Annotated in this window: 14 protein-coding genes; 7 read left to right on the plus strand and 7 right to left on the minus strand. The window is 72.8% G+C overall.

The window, feature by feature from the left end:
* Positions 1–54 precede the first annotated feature (54 nt).
* From AB0K07_RS13895 to AB0K07_RS13905, 3 genes are read left to right on the plus strand one after another with little or no spacing between them, the layout of a single operon-like run.
* A complete protein-coding gene (locus AB0K07_RS13895; protein WP_363754876.1) occupies positions 55–525 on the plus strand; it encodes a hypothetical protein in 471 nt (156 codons plus the stop codon).
* Between the two features lie 5 nt (positions 526–530).
* A complete protein-coding gene (locus tag AB0K07_RS13900; protein WP_363754878.1) occupies positions 531–1,877 on the plus strand; it encodes a hypothetical protein in 1,347 nt (448 codons plus the stop codon).
* A gap of 48 nt (positions 1,878–1,925) precedes the next feature.
* Positions 1,926–2,702 (plus strand): nucleotidyltransferase domain-containing protein, encoded by a 777-nt coding sequence (locus tag AB0K07_RS13905; protein ID WP_363754880.1) that lies wholly within the window; start codon positions 1,926–1,928, stop codon positions 2,700–2,702.
* Positions 2,703–2,775: 73 nt separating this feature from the next.
* Here the strand turns inward: AB0K07_RS13905 and AB0K07_RS13910 are convergent, their stop codons facing one another.
* Together AB0K07_RS13910 and AB0K07_RS13915 are read right to left on the minus strand one after the other, a co-directional pair.
* Positions 2,776–4,434 (minus strand): hypothetical protein, encoded by a 1,659-nt coding sequence (locus AB0K07_RS13910; protein WP_363754882.1) that lies wholly within the window; start codon positions 4,432–4,434, stop codon positions 2,776–2,778.
* A 269-nt stretch (positions 4,435–4,703) separates the two neighbouring features.
* Positions 4,704–6,278: an FAD-dependent oxidoreductase gene (locus AB0K07_RS13915; RefSeq protein WP_363754884.1), complete on the minus strand. Its 1,575-nt coding sequence runs from the start codon at positions 6,276–6,278 to the stop codon at positions 4,704–4,706.
* A gap of 74 nt (positions 6,279–6,352) precedes the next feature.
* Between AB0K07_RS13915 and AB0K07_RS13920 the strand changes: the two genes are divergently transcribed.
* Positions 6,353–6,946, plus strand: a complete 594-nt coding sequence (locus tag AB0K07_RS13920) for a helix-turn-helix domain-containing protein (protein ID WP_363754886.1) — start codon at positions 6,353–6,355, stop codon at positions 6,944–6,946.
* 98 nt (positions 6,947–7,044) lie between these two features.
* Here the strand turns inward: AB0K07_RS13920 and AB0K07_RS13925 are convergent, their stop codons facing one another.
* Positions 7,045–7,845 carry an alpha/beta fold hydrolase gene (locus AB0K07_RS13925; protein ID WP_363754888.1) on the minus strand — a complete coding sequence of 267 codons (801 nt, stop codon included), beginning with the start codon at positions 7,843–7,845 and terminating at the stop codon, positions 7,045–7,047.
* A gap of 456 nt (positions 7,846–8,301) precedes the next feature.
* Between AB0K07_RS13925 and AB0K07_RS13930 the strand changes: the two genes are divergently transcribed.
* Positions 8,302–9,072, plus strand: a complete 771-nt coding sequence (locus AB0K07_RS13930) for an MBL fold metallo-hydrolase (RefSeq protein WP_363754890.1) — start codon at positions 8,302–8,304, stop codon at positions 9,070–9,072.
* 126 nt (positions 9,073–9,198) lie between these two features.
* On the opposite strand, the gene AB0K07_RS13935 is transcribed toward AB0K07_RS13930, so the two are convergent.
* Both AB0K07_RS13935 and AB0K07_RS13940 read right to left on the minus strand, forming a co-directional pair.
* Positions 9,199–9,567 carry a hypothetical protein gene (locus tag AB0K07_RS13935; RefSeq protein ID WP_363754892.1) on the minus strand — a complete coding sequence of 123 codons (369 nt, stop codon included), beginning with the start codon at positions 9,565–9,567 and terminating at the stop codon, positions 9,199–9,201.
* Positions 9,568–9,573: 6 nt separating this feature from the next.
* Positions 9,574–10,050 (minus strand): hypothetical protein, encoded by a 477-nt coding sequence (locus AB0K07_RS13940; protein WP_363754894.1) that lies wholly within the window; start codon positions 10,048–10,050, stop codon positions 9,574–9,576.
* Positions 10,051–10,159: 109 nt separating this feature from the next.
* Here AB0K07_RS13940 and AB0K07_RS13945 point away from each other — a divergent pair, with 109 nt between their 5' ends.
* Positions 10,160–10,846: a GyrI-like domain-containing protein gene (locus AB0K07_RS13945; protein ID WP_363754896.1), complete on the plus strand. Its 687-nt coding sequence runs from the start codon at positions 10,160–10,162 to the stop codon at positions 10,844–10,846.
* A gap of 58 nt (positions 10,847–10,904) precedes the next feature.
* On the opposite strand, the gene AB0K07_RS13950 is transcribed toward AB0K07_RS13945, so the two are convergent.
* Together AB0K07_RS13950 and AB0K07_RS13955 are read right to left on the minus strand one after the other, a co-directional pair.
* Entirely contained in the window at positions 10,905–12,653 is a 1,749-nt protein-coding gene (locus AB0K07_RS13950; protein WP_363754898.1) for a sulfatase-like hydrolase/transferase, read from the minus strand.
* Entirely contained in the window at positions 12,653–13,567 is a 915-nt protein-coding gene (locus tag AB0K07_RS13955) for a CDP-alcohol phosphatidyltransferase family protein (protein WP_363754900.1), read from the minus strand. The genes AB0K07_RS13950 and AB0K07_RS13955 overlap by 1 nt, the downstream gene beginning before the upstream one ends.
* Before the next feature lie 117 nt (positions 13,568–13,684).
* Here AB0K07_RS13955 and AB0K07_RS13960 point away from each other — a divergent pair, with 117 nt between their 5' ends.
* Positions 13,685–14,665, plus strand: a complete 981-nt coding sequence (locus tag AB0K07_RS13960; protein WP_363754902.1) for a dehydrogenase — start codon at positions 13,685–13,687, stop codon at positions 14,663–14,665.

Raw genomic sequence — 14,665 nt, forward strand, 5'->3', positions numbered from 1 at the left:
CCTCCCCGACGATCAGTCCGACACCCGTCCCCCCGCGTCGTTCGGAGTCCGCCCGTGCTCGTCCGTGCCCCCGGTTCCCGCATTCCCGCCGTTCTCGCCACCGGCCTCGTCACCGTCCTGCTCGCCAGCGGTTGCGGGCATGACAGCGACCCGTCCGTGGCCACCCCCTCGACGCCGCCGACGGCCGCCGCGCCGCCGAGCGCCACCGTCGCGCCGGCCCCGTCGGGCAGTTCCACACCCGGTGCCAGTGCCACCACGGCCGTGGACCGGCAGGTCACCGTGACGATCGCGAAGCGGCGGGTCAACCCACCCACCGGGCGGGTCACCGTGGGCAAGGGTGAGCTGGTCCGGATCACGGTCACCTCGGACGTCGCCGACGAGCTGCACGTGCACGGCTACGACCTGGGCGCCCGGCTGCCGGCCGGCACGCCCGCGTCGGTGGAGTTCCGCGCCGAGAAGACCGGGCTGTTCGAGGTGGAGACGCACGAGTCCGAGCTGGTGCTGTTCCAGCTCGTCGTCCGCTGAGCACCATGAGCGGCGCCCCGGCGGTGCTGGCACACGGCGTCGGTGGCCGCCAGGACCTGCCGATCACGCTGCCGCAGCTCGTCGTCGCGGCGGCGCTGACCCTGGTCGTCACGTTTCTCGCGCTGGGCCTGCTCTGGCGCGAGCCACGGCTCGACCGGGACGCCACCGGCGGCCGCCCGGTGCCCGAGCCGCTGGCCCGGCTCGTCGACGCGCCCACGTTCCGGTGGGCGCTGCGTGGTCTGGGTCTGCTCGGCGCGGGCTGGTTCTGCCTGGGCCTGCTGGCCGGGCCGGACACCCCGGACAACCCGACGGCCGGCGCGCTCTACGTGCTGCTCTGGGTCGGGCTGGTGCCCGTGTCCCTGCTGCTCGGCCCGGTCTGGCGGGCCGTCAACCCGCTGCGTACCGTGCATCTGCTCGCCGCGCTGGTGGCGCGCCGGGCCCCGGAGCGCGGTCTCCGCGAGCTGCCGGCCGGCCTGGGCCTCTGGCCCGCTGCCGTCACCCTGTTCGGGTTCGTCTGGCTGGAGCTGGTCGCGCCCGACCGGGCCACCCTGCCGGTCATCACCGCCTGGCTCGCCGGATACGCCGTGGTCATGCTCGCCGGGGCCGCGCTGTTCGGCGCGGGCTGGTTCGACCGGGCCGACCCGTTCGAGGTGTACAGCGGACTGATCGGTCACCTCGCCCCGGTCGGCCGCGCCGCGGACGGCGTGCTGGTGTGGCGCAACCCGCTCGACGGGATCGCCGGGCTGCGGCCCCGTCCCGGGCTGGTCGCCGTGGTGATCGTGCTGCTCGGCTCGACCATGTTCGACAGCCTCTCCAACGCGCCGGCCTGGCTGCGCTTCGCGCAGGAGAACGGCCTGCCCCCGGCGGCCACCGGCAGCGCCGGGCTGATCCTGGTCATCGCCGCCGTCGCGGTGGCGTACCTCGCCGCCACCGGGGCGGCGACCCGGATCGGCCGCGCCGGACCCGCCGACGCCGACGCCGGCGGGCTGCCCGGCGAGCTCGCCCACTCGATCGTGCCGATCGCGGTGGGCTACCTCGTGGCGCACTACTACTCGCTGCTGATCCTGGAGGGCCAGCGCACCGTCGCGCTGCTCGCCGACCCCCTGGACACCGGCGCGAACTGGCTCGGCACCGCCGGCTGGGAACCGCACACCGGCCTGGTCACCCCGTCCGGGGTGGCCACCCTCCAGATCACCGTCATCATCCTCGGGCATCTGCTCGGCACGCTGCTCGCCCACGACCGCGCCCTGTACCTGTTCCCCCGGGTCCGGGCCGTGGCCGGCCAACTGCCGCTGCTGGCGCTGATGGTCGCCTACACCGTCGCCGGCCTGCTGCTGCTGTACGCCGGGTAGCGGGTGACCCGGGTCGGACGCGTCGCGGGCCACCGGTGAGGATGGGGCGTGGATTCCGATCTTCGGCGCTACCTCGACGAGCTGGTCGACGCCGCCCGCGACGTGCTCGGCGACGACCTGGTGGGCGCGTACGCGGCCGGCTCGGTGGGGCTCGACGCGTACCAGCCCGGCCGTAGCGATGTGGACGTGGCGCTCATCTGCGCCGGGCCCCTGACCGAGACCGTCAAGCGGGCGCTGGTGGCGCGGCTGCGGCACGAGGCGCTGCCCTGCCCGGCGCGCGGGCTGGAGCTGGTCGCCTACCGGCGGGAGGTGGCCGCCGCCGGCAGCCCCGAGCCTGGCTTCGAGGTCGAGCTGAACACCGGGTCCGCGATGCCGTTCCGCCGCACCCTCGACCCGGCCGACCGGCCGGCGGCCGACGGCCGGTTCTGGTACGCGCTGGATCGCAGCATCCTGCACCAGAGTGGGCTGGCACTGCTCGGGCCGCCGGCGGGGGAGGTCTTCGCCGACCTGGCCCCGGCCGACCTGCGCCGCCTGCTGATCGAGGCGCTGTCGTGGTGGCTGGCCCTGCCGACGCCGCCGGACGACCAGCCCGCGCCCGGCGCGGAGGACGCGGTGCTCGGCGCCTGCCGGTCCCTGGTCCGCCACCGCGACGGCGTCTGGCTGTCCAAGGTGGCGGCCGGGCAGCGGCTGATCGACGCCGGGGACCCGGCCGAGGTGATCGGCCGGGCGGTCGCCGCCCGGCGCGGTGGGCCGCCGCCCACCGGCGCGCGGGCGCGCGCCTTCCAGCACCGGGTGCGCGCCGAGATCGCCGGCCAGTCCGTCTGACCGGCCCGGCCGGACGGCCCCCCGCGTCCGGGCCGACGTCGATCGTCCCGGACCGGGTCAACCGTCGTAGGGGTCAGTGCCGGGTGGCGCCGTTCTCGCTGATCGGCTGCCCGAAGGGCAGGAACGGCACGGGCGCCGGTTCGCTGGGCCGCATGAAGGTCGGCTCGGTGTCGCCGCTGGGCGCGTCCGCGGCGGTCGTACGGTCGGCAGCCACCGCCGGCTCCTCCGTGGGGGACGGGGTGACGACCTGCTCGCCCTCGGGCTGGTCGCTGCCGGACGGGTCCCCACCGGGCTGGTCGACGCTCGGCCGCTCGCCGTGTCGGCCGGTGCTCGGCCGCTCGACACCCACCCGCTCGACGCCGGTCCAGTCGGCACCGGTCCGATCCGTGCTGGCCCGGTCCGCGCCGGTCCGCTCGCCGCCGGTCCGCTCGGCGCCGGTCCGCTCGGCGCTGGAGCGGGTGCCCACCATCGGGTACTCGGCGGTCTCCGTACCGCCGGCGGCGGCGGCCATCACGGCGGCGGCGGCCAGGTCGGCCACCCGCTTCGCCTCCCGCTGCACCCGGGCGCGGACGTCCTTGGCGTGCCGCTCGGCGGAGTCCCCGGCCCGCCGGGCCTCTTCCAGTCGAGCGCTCTCGGCGGTGAGGTCCCGCCGGACCTCGCCCAGTCGCTGCTGCACCCGGGACAGCTCGTTCTCCAGCGTCTCGCCCTCCTGGCGCACCTCGGCGAGCTGCTGCTGTGCGGTCTCCAGCTCGGCGTGCAGCTCGGCCGACTCCTGCCGGCGCTCCTCGATCTCCTGCTGGAGGGCGGCGAGCTGCTCCTGGTGGGTGGCGGCCTGCTCGTCGGCCCGGTTGCGCAGGTCGGTCACGTGCTGCTGCGCCTCGGCCAGCAGCGCGGCGATCTGCTGCTCGGTGGTGCTGCGCTGCTCGGCCAGCTCCCGCTCCGCGGCCGCCTGCTGCTCGGCGATCTCCTGCTCGGCGGCGCTCCGCCGCTCATTGACGTCGCGCTCGATCCCGGCCTGCCACTGGGCCAGCTCCTGCTGGCTCTTGGCCCGGGCCGCCTGAAGCTCCTGCTGGATCTGGGTACGCGCGGACTTCATCAGCGCGTCGGCGGCGACACGGGTCTGGTTGAGCTGCTGGGCGCTCTGCTCGGTGATCCGCTTCGCCTCGTTCTGCGCGCGCTCGTGCGCGGCCTCACCGTCGGCGCGCAGCTGCTCAGCGTGCTCCCGGATGGCCGTCAGCTCGGCCTCGGCCACGCTGCGCCGCTCCTCGTGCGCCTGCTCCTGCTCGGCGCGCCGCGCCGCCAGCTCCTCCGCCAGGTCCTGGCGCGCCTGCGCGGCCCGCTCGTGGGTGTCGGCGAGGATCCGCTCCGCCTCGGTCCGCAGCTCGTTGGCCCGCTCGGTGGCGGAATCGGTGATCGCGGCGGCCTGCTTCTCGGCGATGGCCAGTATTTCGCCGACCATCGGGCCCAGATCCTGGAACGAGGCGCGGTCCACCTGCACCGGCTGCTCGTGCAGGTCGGCCAGCTCGGCGCGCAGCCGCTGCACCTCGGCGGTCAGCTCACGGACCCGGACGGCGGAGCGCCCGTGCTCCCCGCTCAGCATCGCGATCTGACCGTCGAGCTGCTCCAGGTGCCGGTCGACCTGACGTTTGTCGTAGCCGCGCAGGGTGAGCTCGAAGCTCGGCCGCGAGGCCGCGTCGTCGCGTGCAGCGAGCGGCTCAGCGCCGATGGACATGCACCATCCTCCGTACGATCGGGGCGCCAGGGCCGGCGGTCTACCGCCCGGCGGGCCGTGAGTGTGGCGCAACGCTACCGCCGAGGCCGCACTATCTGAAGGCCCGCCCCACCACCGTCCACGCCGACCCCGCCAGCCCCGTCCCCGGACCCGTCTCCACGCCGCCAGTGGTGGTGACGTGTCGCCCGTAAGGCGGTAGTCCGCGGCCTTTGTCGCCCACCACAGTGGTGCGGTGCCGGTGGCGGGCGGGCCGCCACCGGCATCCGTGCTCAGCGCCGCCGGGCGATGAGGACCGCGTCGTGCAGGGTGATCTCGCGGCCGTCCGGGTCGGTGCCGGGGCGGGGGCGTGCCTCGGCGGTGAGCACCTCCCAGTGGGCCGGGTCGAGCGAGCCGGCCACCTCCTCGGCCGTGTACATCATGTCCGGCAGGTGCATCCGGTGGGCCGACGTCCACAGGTCCGACGGGTGGTGCCCGACGATCAGCAGGGTGCCGCCCGGCGCCACCGCGGCGGCCAGCCGGGCGAACAGCTCCCGCCGCTGCGGCGGTGGCAGGTGCATGAACTGCGCGGACACCAGGTCGTACGCCTCGTCGGCGGGCGGCTTGTCGCGCAGGTCGGCGTGCGTGAACTCGACGCGGTCGCCGACGCCGGCGGTCTCGGCGTGCTCGGCGGCCCGGCTGAGCGCGGTGGTGGAGATGTCCACGGCCGTCACCCGCCAGCCGCGTTCGGCAAGCCACACCGCGTCGGCGCCCTCGCCGCTGCCCACGTCCAGCGCCCGCCCGGGAGTCAGATCGGCGGCCTCGGTGACGAGCTGCGGGTTCGGCCGGCCGCTCCACACCGCCGCCCGGGCCCGGTAGCGCTCCTCCCACGCTGGCTCCTCGAAGGCCGTGGCCAGCATCTGCCGGTACGCGGCGACCGCGTCGCGGGTCTCCTCGGCGATCAGGTCGGCGTTGATGGCCGCTCCGGCGGTGAGGCCGGCAGCGGCGGCCGCGATCACCTGGCCCCGGACGTCGGCCACGTTGCCGGCCACCCACACGCCCGGGACGGTCGTCGCCCCGGTGGGGTCGGCCGGGATCTGGGTGCCGATGACGTGCTCGCCCATCGTCACCTCCTCCGGGGCCAGACCCAGCCCCACCAGCATCGTGGCGCGGGGGACCGGCCGCGCGGCGACCACCACCGCGTCGAGCGCCACCACCCGGCCGGAGGCGAGCCGGACGCCGGTCAGCGCGTCGTCGGTGACCTCCAGCGCGGCCACCGGGCCGGGCACCACGGCGATGCCCCGCGCGGCGAGCCGCTCGGCCGTCTCCCCGTCGGGGGTGGGCGCGTCGTGCAGCAGGAGCAGCACGTCGGAACTCCACTGTCGCCACATCTCGGCCTGGTGCACGGCCAGCGGGCCGGTGGCCAGCACGCCGATCCGCCGGTCCTGGACCTCCCAGCCATGGCAGTACGGGCAGTGCAGGACGTCGCGGCCCCACCGCTGCGCCACCCCGGGCACGTCGGGCAGCTCGTCGGTCAGCCCGGTGGCCACCAGCAGCCGACGGGCCCGCACCGCGCGCCCGTCGTCGAGGCGGAGGCGGAACCCGTCGTCGTCCCGGGTGGCCGCCTCCACCCGCCCGGCCAGGAACCGCCCGCCGTACCCGGCGACCTCGGCGCGACCGGCCGCGACCAGCTCGGCCGGCGGCGTCCCCTCCCGCGCCAGGTAGTTGTGCACCTGGTCGGCTGGCGCGTTGCGCGGCTCGCCGGAGTCGATCACCAGCACCGACCGTCGGGCCCGGCTCAGCGCCAGGGCTCCGCTGAGCCCTGCCGCACCACCGCCCACCACCACCACGTCGTATGTCTCGTCCACCGGAATCTCCCCTTGCTTGTCGGCTGAGCCCACCATCCGCCCACCCCGCCCGAGTGGCAACTATCCTTGCCGTTATGGCAAAAGACGACAGCGCGGCGCTGGCGGCGGTCGGCCCGCGGCTGCGTGCCCTGCGCAACCAGCGGGGTACGACGCTGGCCCAACTCGCCGAGCTGACCGGCATCTCGGTGAGCACCCTGTCCCGACTGGAATCCGGCAGTCGCCGGCCCACCCTGGAACTGCTGCTCCCGCTGGCCCGGGCCTACCAGGTGCCACTGGACGAGCTGGTGGACGCCCCGGCCACCGGCGACCCGCGAGTGCACCCCAAGCCGATCGTCCAGCACGGCGTGACGTTCCTGCCGCTGACCCGCCGACCGGGCGGTGTGCAGGCGTTCAAGCAGATCCTTCCGCCCAACACGCCCACCGGGGAGCACACCCAGCAGACCCACGAGGGGTACGAGTGGATCTACGTGCTCTCCGGCCGGCTGCGCCTGCTGCTCGGCGAGCACGACCTGACGCTGACCCCGGGCGAGGTGGCCGAGTTCGACACCCGCGTCCCGCACCGGGTGTACAACCCCGGCCCCGGCACCACCGAGGTCCTCAACCTCTTCGGGCCGCAGGGGGAGCGGCTGCACGTCCGCGCCCGGCCGACCGCGTCCGAGAAGACGTAGGCCCCGGCCTTGATCCACTGCCGGTGAGGCACCCCGTACTTCGCCTCCGCCGCGTCTGCCGGGGCTCCGCCGCGTCTGCCGGGCCTCCGCCGCGACCGTCACCGAAGGTGCTGTTGCATCCAGACCAGTGTGGCGTCGGCGATCTCGCGCCAGCCGCTGTCGATCGGCATCGAGTGGCCGCGGTCGGGGAACTCCTGGTAGTCGGTCACCGCCGGTGAGGCGAGGTATCGCTTGACGGTGGCCTTGACGACGGCTCGATGTGCACTGTGGTCTCTTCCGCCGGCGATCATGAGCAGTGGTCCCCGGCCCGGGTTGGCAGCGTCGATCGTGGCCGGTGAGCGTCGGGAGAGGTTAGCGGACACCAGCTCGAAGATCGGTCTGCCGGGTGATGGGATGGCCCACTGCCGGTACAACTGGTCGGATTCGGTCGTGGTGAGCGCATTGCCGTGGCTGTAGCGGAACTGCCGTGCGGTCAGCGACAGCGCCCGCCGCCGGTTGGCCGGGTTGCGCAGCAGGGGCCAGCCCACAGGAATGGTCGATGGCGCAAGGTTGGCCACGCCCTTGATCGGTGGAGGTTGCAGCGCCACCGCCGCCGCCGCGACGTCCTGATCGAGGAGGCGCTGCGCGACCAGGGCGCCGGTCGAGTGGCCGATGACGATCGGCCGTGTGCCGAGCGTGCGGATGATCTGTGCGTAGTGCGCGACGATGTCGTCGATGCCGTTGCCCGCGACCCGGTCCGGCTCTTGCCGCGCTTCTGCGACTGTGCTCGGCTCACCCGGCCAGCCTGGATTTACCGGGTCATATCCCGCCGTCCGAAACAGCTCGACCCAACCGGCCCACGACGAGGCGTGCAGGAACATGCCATGGACGAACACCACCGGTGTGCCTGTCGCTGCCATCTCTTCCCCTCCCGTGGGCATCCGTGCCAGGAGCCGCGAACGCCGGTCACCAGTCTCACTCAACCGCCAAGAGCGATGGTGCGGCGCCGCGGCGCCCATCACGTGTGCTCATCCGGCCACGTTAAGAACGGACGCACCGGCATGTACTCCCTCGAGCGAGGGAGTGCATCCCGCAGACGGGTGGCGGTAGGCACTGCCGCGGCGGCGAAGCGTGCCGTCACGCCACCTGATCGTGCTGCCGTGACTCGTCAGGGTCATCGCCTCGGCCGCACCCTGACCGTTGACGCTCCCCTCGTGGCGGGACATCGTTCCCTCCTGTCGGGGAGGAGCGGTGATCCATCCGTGCAGATCATTGGGGCTACGACTGTAGGCGTGTGGCAACCGGGTTCTGGTGGTTGCGGTGTTGCCGTAGCGAAATTACGGACACGATTCCTCTATAGGCCGAAAAGGAGCAACATGAACACCGACGTCGGCGACCTACCCGTAGCGCCGCAATGGTTTCGCTTCACAGTCCTGGACGAGCGCACCACCCTCATTGAGGAACCACACGTCCGCGGCCTGCTCCGCGCGAACGCCTGGCACCTGCGTGGTCGCAACCGCGACCTGCTCGTCGACTGCGGACTGGGCGTCACCGCACTGGCGCCGCTGCTCCTGGAACGCTTCGGCCGCGAACCCGTGCTGGTCCTCACCCACGCGCACCTCGACCACATGGGATCGGCGCACGAATTCAGCGACGTCTGGGCCCATCCGCTCGAACCCATCGATGACCCCGCCCCGGGTTCCCTGCACGGCCCTGCCCTGGCGGCCCAAATGGGCCTCGACGAAACCCTGCCGTCGGCGCTGCTGACCGCGCGTCCGCACGGCGACTACGACCTCAGCACCTATCGGGTACGACCTGCGACGCGCACCCGCGCACTGACCGACGGTGACCTCGTCGACCTCGGCGATTACGCCCTGACCGTCCTGCACCTACCCGGTCACAGCCCCGGCAGCATCGCGCTGTTCGACCAGACCACCGGCACGCTGTTCAGCGGCGACGTTATCTACGACGACGTCCTGCTCGACTCGCTGCCGGGTAGCGACATCCGACAGTACGCACGTTCCCTCCGGCGGCTCCGCAACCTGCCGGTACGCGTGACTCAACCCGGACATGGACGCAGCTTCGGCAGGGACCGCCTGCATCACCTCATCGACAGCTATCTCCACTCAGTACGGAACAGCGGCTGACCCGGTGGTGGATCGGCCCATGACGAGCGCGCTCGCGCGTGTCGCGCACGTTCTGCGGCGTAAGCGTGCACCGTGTGCTGAGCGCGGACGGCCGCTGAGCGAAGCGGCACTTACGACGAAGCAGCGTCACGCGTGAGTGAGCGTGGCGAGCCACTTTTTCGGGTATGGCTTTTGAGTCGACAGATTCCGGATCAACGTCGCCACGGTTTCGGGGCGTCGGCCGTGGGCCACCAAGGCGACGGCCTCCGCCAAGGCATATCGAACGCGGCTGTCGCGTCGGATTCCGACCTCCTCGCGAAGGCTCGGGCCGAAGCTCGCTGTCAGCTTCTCCTGACGCTCCGCCAGATAGGAATATACCGACGGATCCATCGATACGTTGGTGACCGCGCCGGACGGCAAGTCCGCGGTCCAGCCTGCGTGCTGCTGCCAACGTCGCGTTTTCGGACTCGTCTTACCACGGGCGACGACCCCGATGAAACGAATCTTTCGGCGCACGACGTTTCACGGCTCCCGCTGCTCCTCGACCCAGTCGCGGAGCAGCGAATACAGGCTCTCGAACGTCCTGCCGGTGGACACAATGTCGACGAACGAGACAGGATCGCCGGTGCGGGCCAGGCGGAACGGCGTCACGCCACATCGAGTCAGGATGACGCGAGCCTCTTCGCGCCACTCATCATCCGGCACCCAACCTTCTGAAAACCTGCTGAATGGCAACCGCATCAACCTCGGGTCCTCGGCCAGCACTCCAGTAAGCAGGTCGTACATCGAATCCATCGAGCGTCCGACGAAGTGCAACGCGCCGCCACCGGAACGGGCTAACACCCTGGCCGAGCAGTCCACCAACTCTGCCGCAAACCACAAATCGGGGCGGCAATCCCCGTCCAAGAGCGAACCCAGTCGATCCGGTGTCACCAAGTTCCAGCGGAACGGCAAGGTCATCCTCGGGTCGTCGGCCCACATGGCGAACGATGTTGCCATGGCCTTCCCCCTGCTGCAGGGAATTGCGGGCCACGGCCCGGGGATCTGACCGTGTTGGGCCTGGTCACTGAGCGGCCGCAGCACGGTTACGATTACCTCCCTGAGCCTCATGGAGGCGGAAAGGCAGTGGCTCCCACCCGAGTCCAGGTGTCCGGTGACGAACAAAGCTGACGACAAGATCGACTTCAAGAAGACCCTCGACGCCTACCGAGCGCAACGAGGCCGGTTCCGGATGGTCGACGTACCCGACATGCGGTATCTCATGATCGACGGCCATGGCGACCCCAACACCTCGCCGGCCTTTACCGAGGCGGTCGAGGCGCTCTACCCGGTGGCGTACAAGCTGAAGTTCGCCAGCAAGCAGGACCTCGGGCGCGACTACGTGGTCCCGCCCCTGGAAGGCCTGTGGTGGGCCGAGGACATGAGCTCCTTCACCACCGCACGGGACAAGTCACAGTGGGACTGGACGCTGATGCTCATGGTTCCGGACTGGATCGACCAGACCATGTTCACGACCGCCGTCGAGCAGACCGAGGCGAAGCACCGGCCGGCGCGCCTCGACGACGTCCGCCTCCAGACGCTGACCGAGGGGCGGTGCGTGCAGACGCTGCACGTCGGTTCCTTCGACGACGAGGCCGACGTGCTCGCGCGACTGCATCAAGATTTCATCCCCGACAACAGTCTTCGGATGGCCGGCACCCACCACGAGATCTACCTCAGCGACTTCCGCAGGGTCGCACCCGACAAGCGGCGCACCATCCTCAGGCAACCGATCACCATCGACACCCAGGCGTGAACGGCTGGTTCGCAGTGAGGCGAAGCGGCTCGACCCTCGAATACCGCCCGATTCGCGGTCAGCGGGGCGCGGCGATCGGTGGTGCGGTCGGTCCGAAGGCGGTCAGGAACCGGTCCCGGAAGGTGTCCATCGGCCAGACCGGAGCGTCCGGACCTGGCCGCAGGCCGTCCTGCCACCCCCAGCCCGCCACCCGGTCCAGCACCGCCGGGTCGCGGGCGACGATGGTGATCGGCACGTCCCGGCTGGCGCCCTCGCCGGTGACCACGGGGGAGGGCTGGTGGTCGCCGAGGAAGACCAGCACCAGGTCGTCGTCCCCGTACGTCTGCACGTAGGAGATCAGCGTCTCCAGTGAGTACGCGATGGCCTGCCGGTACCCGCCGCGGATCTGGCCGGTGTTCCGGTCGTCGGCGTCGCCGCTGTCCGCGCCGACCGCGGAGCCGTGGTAGATCGAGCCGTCGCCCACCTCGTCCCACCCGATCATCCGGGGCACCGCCGTCCAGGGGGAATGGCTGGAGATGAGCGGGATCTCCGCCATCACCGGGCGATCGGCGCTGGCGCGGACCTGCCGCTGGAAGAACGACATCGTGTACTGGTCGGGCATCGGAGCGTAGCTGAACTTCGGTCCGCGGTAGCCGAGCGCCTCCGCGTCGTAGTAGCGGTCGTAGGTGAAGAACCCCTGCTCCGGCCACGGTTGGGTGGCCGCCGGCAGCACCCCGACGGTCTGCCAGCCGGCCCGGCGGAACGCACCGTTGAGGGTGAGCCGGTCACTGGCCAGCAGGGTGCGGTGCCGCTGCTCGTTGTCCGTCCACAGGCCGGACAGCAGCGTGTCGTGCGCCAGCCAACTGCCGCCGCCGAAGGTGGGGGAGGTGAGGAACCCGCTGCGGGCCTCGTACCCGGCCGTCCGCAGTTTCTGCGTCCCGGCGTCCAGCACCGCGTTGACCTGTGGCGCCAGCTCAGGGTCCTCCACCGCGTCGCGGCCGTAGCTCTCCACGAACGCCAGGATGACGTCCTTGCCCCGCAGCCCGGTCAGCAGTTCGTCGCCCGGGGTGTCGCGGAACGGGTCGTCGACGATCTGGGCGCTGAACCTCTCCCGGTCGTGCAGCCGCGCGTCCACCTGGGTCGCGTGCGCGCCGACCAGGGCGGTGATCCCGGTGTCGGCCACCGGCACGCCCGGCACGATCCGCACTCCGACGACGGCGCACGCCACCCACGCGACGGTCAGCGCGGCCACCGCCCGGGTCGCCACCCGCTCGTGCCGGGTCAGCAGCGTCGCCAGCCGACGCAGTGCCAGCGTCAGCACCAGCAGCAGCGCGCCGACCAACAGCACGACGCCGATCACCGCGCCGACCGCGCCGGCCCGACCGGCCGAGTCGCGGACGAAGCCGAACGCGTCGTCCAGCAGCAGCCAGTCCAGCACCAGGTCGAACGGCCGGTCGAGCGCCGCGCGGAAGCCGAGGTCGGCCAGCTTCAGGATGGCCAGCAGGCCGAGCAGCGGCCCGACCACGGCCACGACCACCCGCCGGGGCTGCGCCGGCAGGGCCAGCAGCAGCGCGGCGACGAGCAGCCCCTCCAGCGGGATGCGCAGGAAGGCGCCCGGCGTGAGCAGGCCGAGCCGGTCCGGGCCGACCAGGACCGCGAACACCAGCAGCACGGCCAGCACACTGCCCAGGGCACCCGCCGCCCGCCGCGCCGGGCCGCGCCCGGCCTCGGCCGACACCGCGGGAGTACGCGCCGACACCTCGTCCGGATCCGGGCGGCGCGCATCGAACCGGCCGGCCAGCCGGCGTACCCGGGTGGGAAGGGTCATCACAGCCTCCAGTCGGAGTGGACCGTACCGCCCGAGCGGGCCGCCATCGCCGGCGCGGGAGCCGCCACCGGCAGCAGGGGAGGCAGCGCCACGGTCGACGGCACGACCACCGGCAGCCGGGGCGGCAGAGCCACCGGTTCGGCCACCGGGGCCGGCACAGGCGGGACGGTCCGCGCTGTCGCGGCAGCCGGCAGCGGCGGCGCGGTCGGCGGCGGGGCGGCAGCCGGCACCGGAACAACCCGCCGGGGCGTCGGGCGGCGCCGCCACAGCCACGCCACGTCCCGGCCGAACGACTCGACCAGCAGCGCCAGCGCCACCACCAGCACCAGCGTGGTCCACGGCCGCGGCAGCACCCCCGCCGCGGCCACCGCCAGCAGCACTCCCTGCGCGGCGGCCACCACCTTGCGCCAGTAGCGCGGCGGCAGCGACCCGCTCAGCCAGGGCAGCACCGCGCTCGCCGCGACGAACGCGTACCGCATCAGGCCCATGGCCAGCACCCACCCGCCGGCGGCCGGCGCGACGTGCACGCTCAGCACCAGGATGAGGAACGCGTCGACCTCCATGTCGAAGCGGGCGCCGAGCGCGCTCACCGTGCCGGTGCGTCGCGCCACCTGCCCGTCCACCGCGTCCAGCAACAACGCCACCGCGCTCACCGTGACCAGCAGCCCCACCGGCGCGGGCCGGCCGAACGAGTCCACCACCAGCGCGGTGACCGCGCCGACCAGGACGGCCCGGGTCAGCGTCACCCGGTCGGCGGGGCCCAGGCGGGAGGCGCCCGCGCGGCGCAGGCCCCGGCTCAACGCGAGGCAGGTGACCACCGCGTAGCCGGTCCCGACCAGCCAGCCGGCGCGGCCCAGCCCCACCGTGGCGGTCAGCGCCGCCAGCACGACCAGTTGCGCGCTCAGCCCGATCATCGGACCACTTCGAACCGTGGGCACCGTACCTCCGTGTTTATGATCGACGACCCCGACAGGGAACACGCAAAACGTGGCCGTTCGGTTCGGCCGGAAGCAAAGGTGAGGTGCGCGAGGGTGATCCGCGAGGCGTACGCCTGCTGGGTGCGCGAGCCCGGCGCGGCGGAGATCCGGCCGGTGTCGCTACCCGCCCCGGGCCCCGACGAGGTGCTGGTCAGGGCCTGCTACTCCGGGGTCAGCCGGGGCACCGAGACGCTGGTCTTCGCCGGCCGGGTGCCCACCGACCAGCACGCCGCGATGCGTGCCCCCTTTCAGGAGGGCGACTTCCCCGGCCCGGTGAAGTACGGCTACCTCAGCGTCGGCGTGGTCGAGCAGGGCCCACCGGAGCTGCTCGGACGCACCGTCTTCTGCCTGTACCCGCACCAGAGCGCGTACGTCGTGCCGGCCAGCGCCGTGGTGCCGGTGCCGGACGACGTGCCGCCCGCCCGCGCGGTGCTCGCCGGCACGGTGGAGACCGCGGTGAACGCGCTCTGGGACGCCGCGCCCCTGGTCGGCGACCGGGTCAGCGTGGTCGGTGCGGGCATGGTGGGCTGCTGCGTCGCCGCGCTGCTCGCCCGGTTCCCCGGCGTGCAGGTGGAACTGGTCGACACCGACGCCCGCCGGGCCGGGATCGCCGGCGCGCTCGGCGTCGGGTTCGCCCAGCCGGCCGACGCGGCCGGCGACCGGGACCTGGTCGTGCACGCCAGCGCCACCGCCGCCGGTCTGCAACAGTCGTTGGACCTGCTCGCTCCGGAGGGCACGGTCATCGAGCTGAGCTGGTACGGCGACCGCCCGGTGCAGCTCGCCCTGGGCGGCGCGTTCCACTCCGGACGGTTGACCATCCGCAGCAGTCAGGTCGGCACGGTCGCGCCCGCCCGGCGGGGACGACGCAGCTACACCGACCGGCTGGCGCTCGCCCTGGACCTGCTCGACGATCCCGCCTTCGACGCGCTGATCACCGGCGCGTCCCGGTTCACGGAGCTGCCCGACGTACTCGCTCGACTGAGCACGGGCGACCTGCCCGCGCTCTGCCATCTCATCACCTACGACGGGGAGTGA

Origin of the sequence: Micromonospora sp. NPDC049301 (assembly GCF_040678715.1) — a bacterium.
Classification (GTDB): Bacteria; Actinomycetota; Actinomycetes; order Mycobacteriales; family Micromonosporaceae; genus Micromonospora.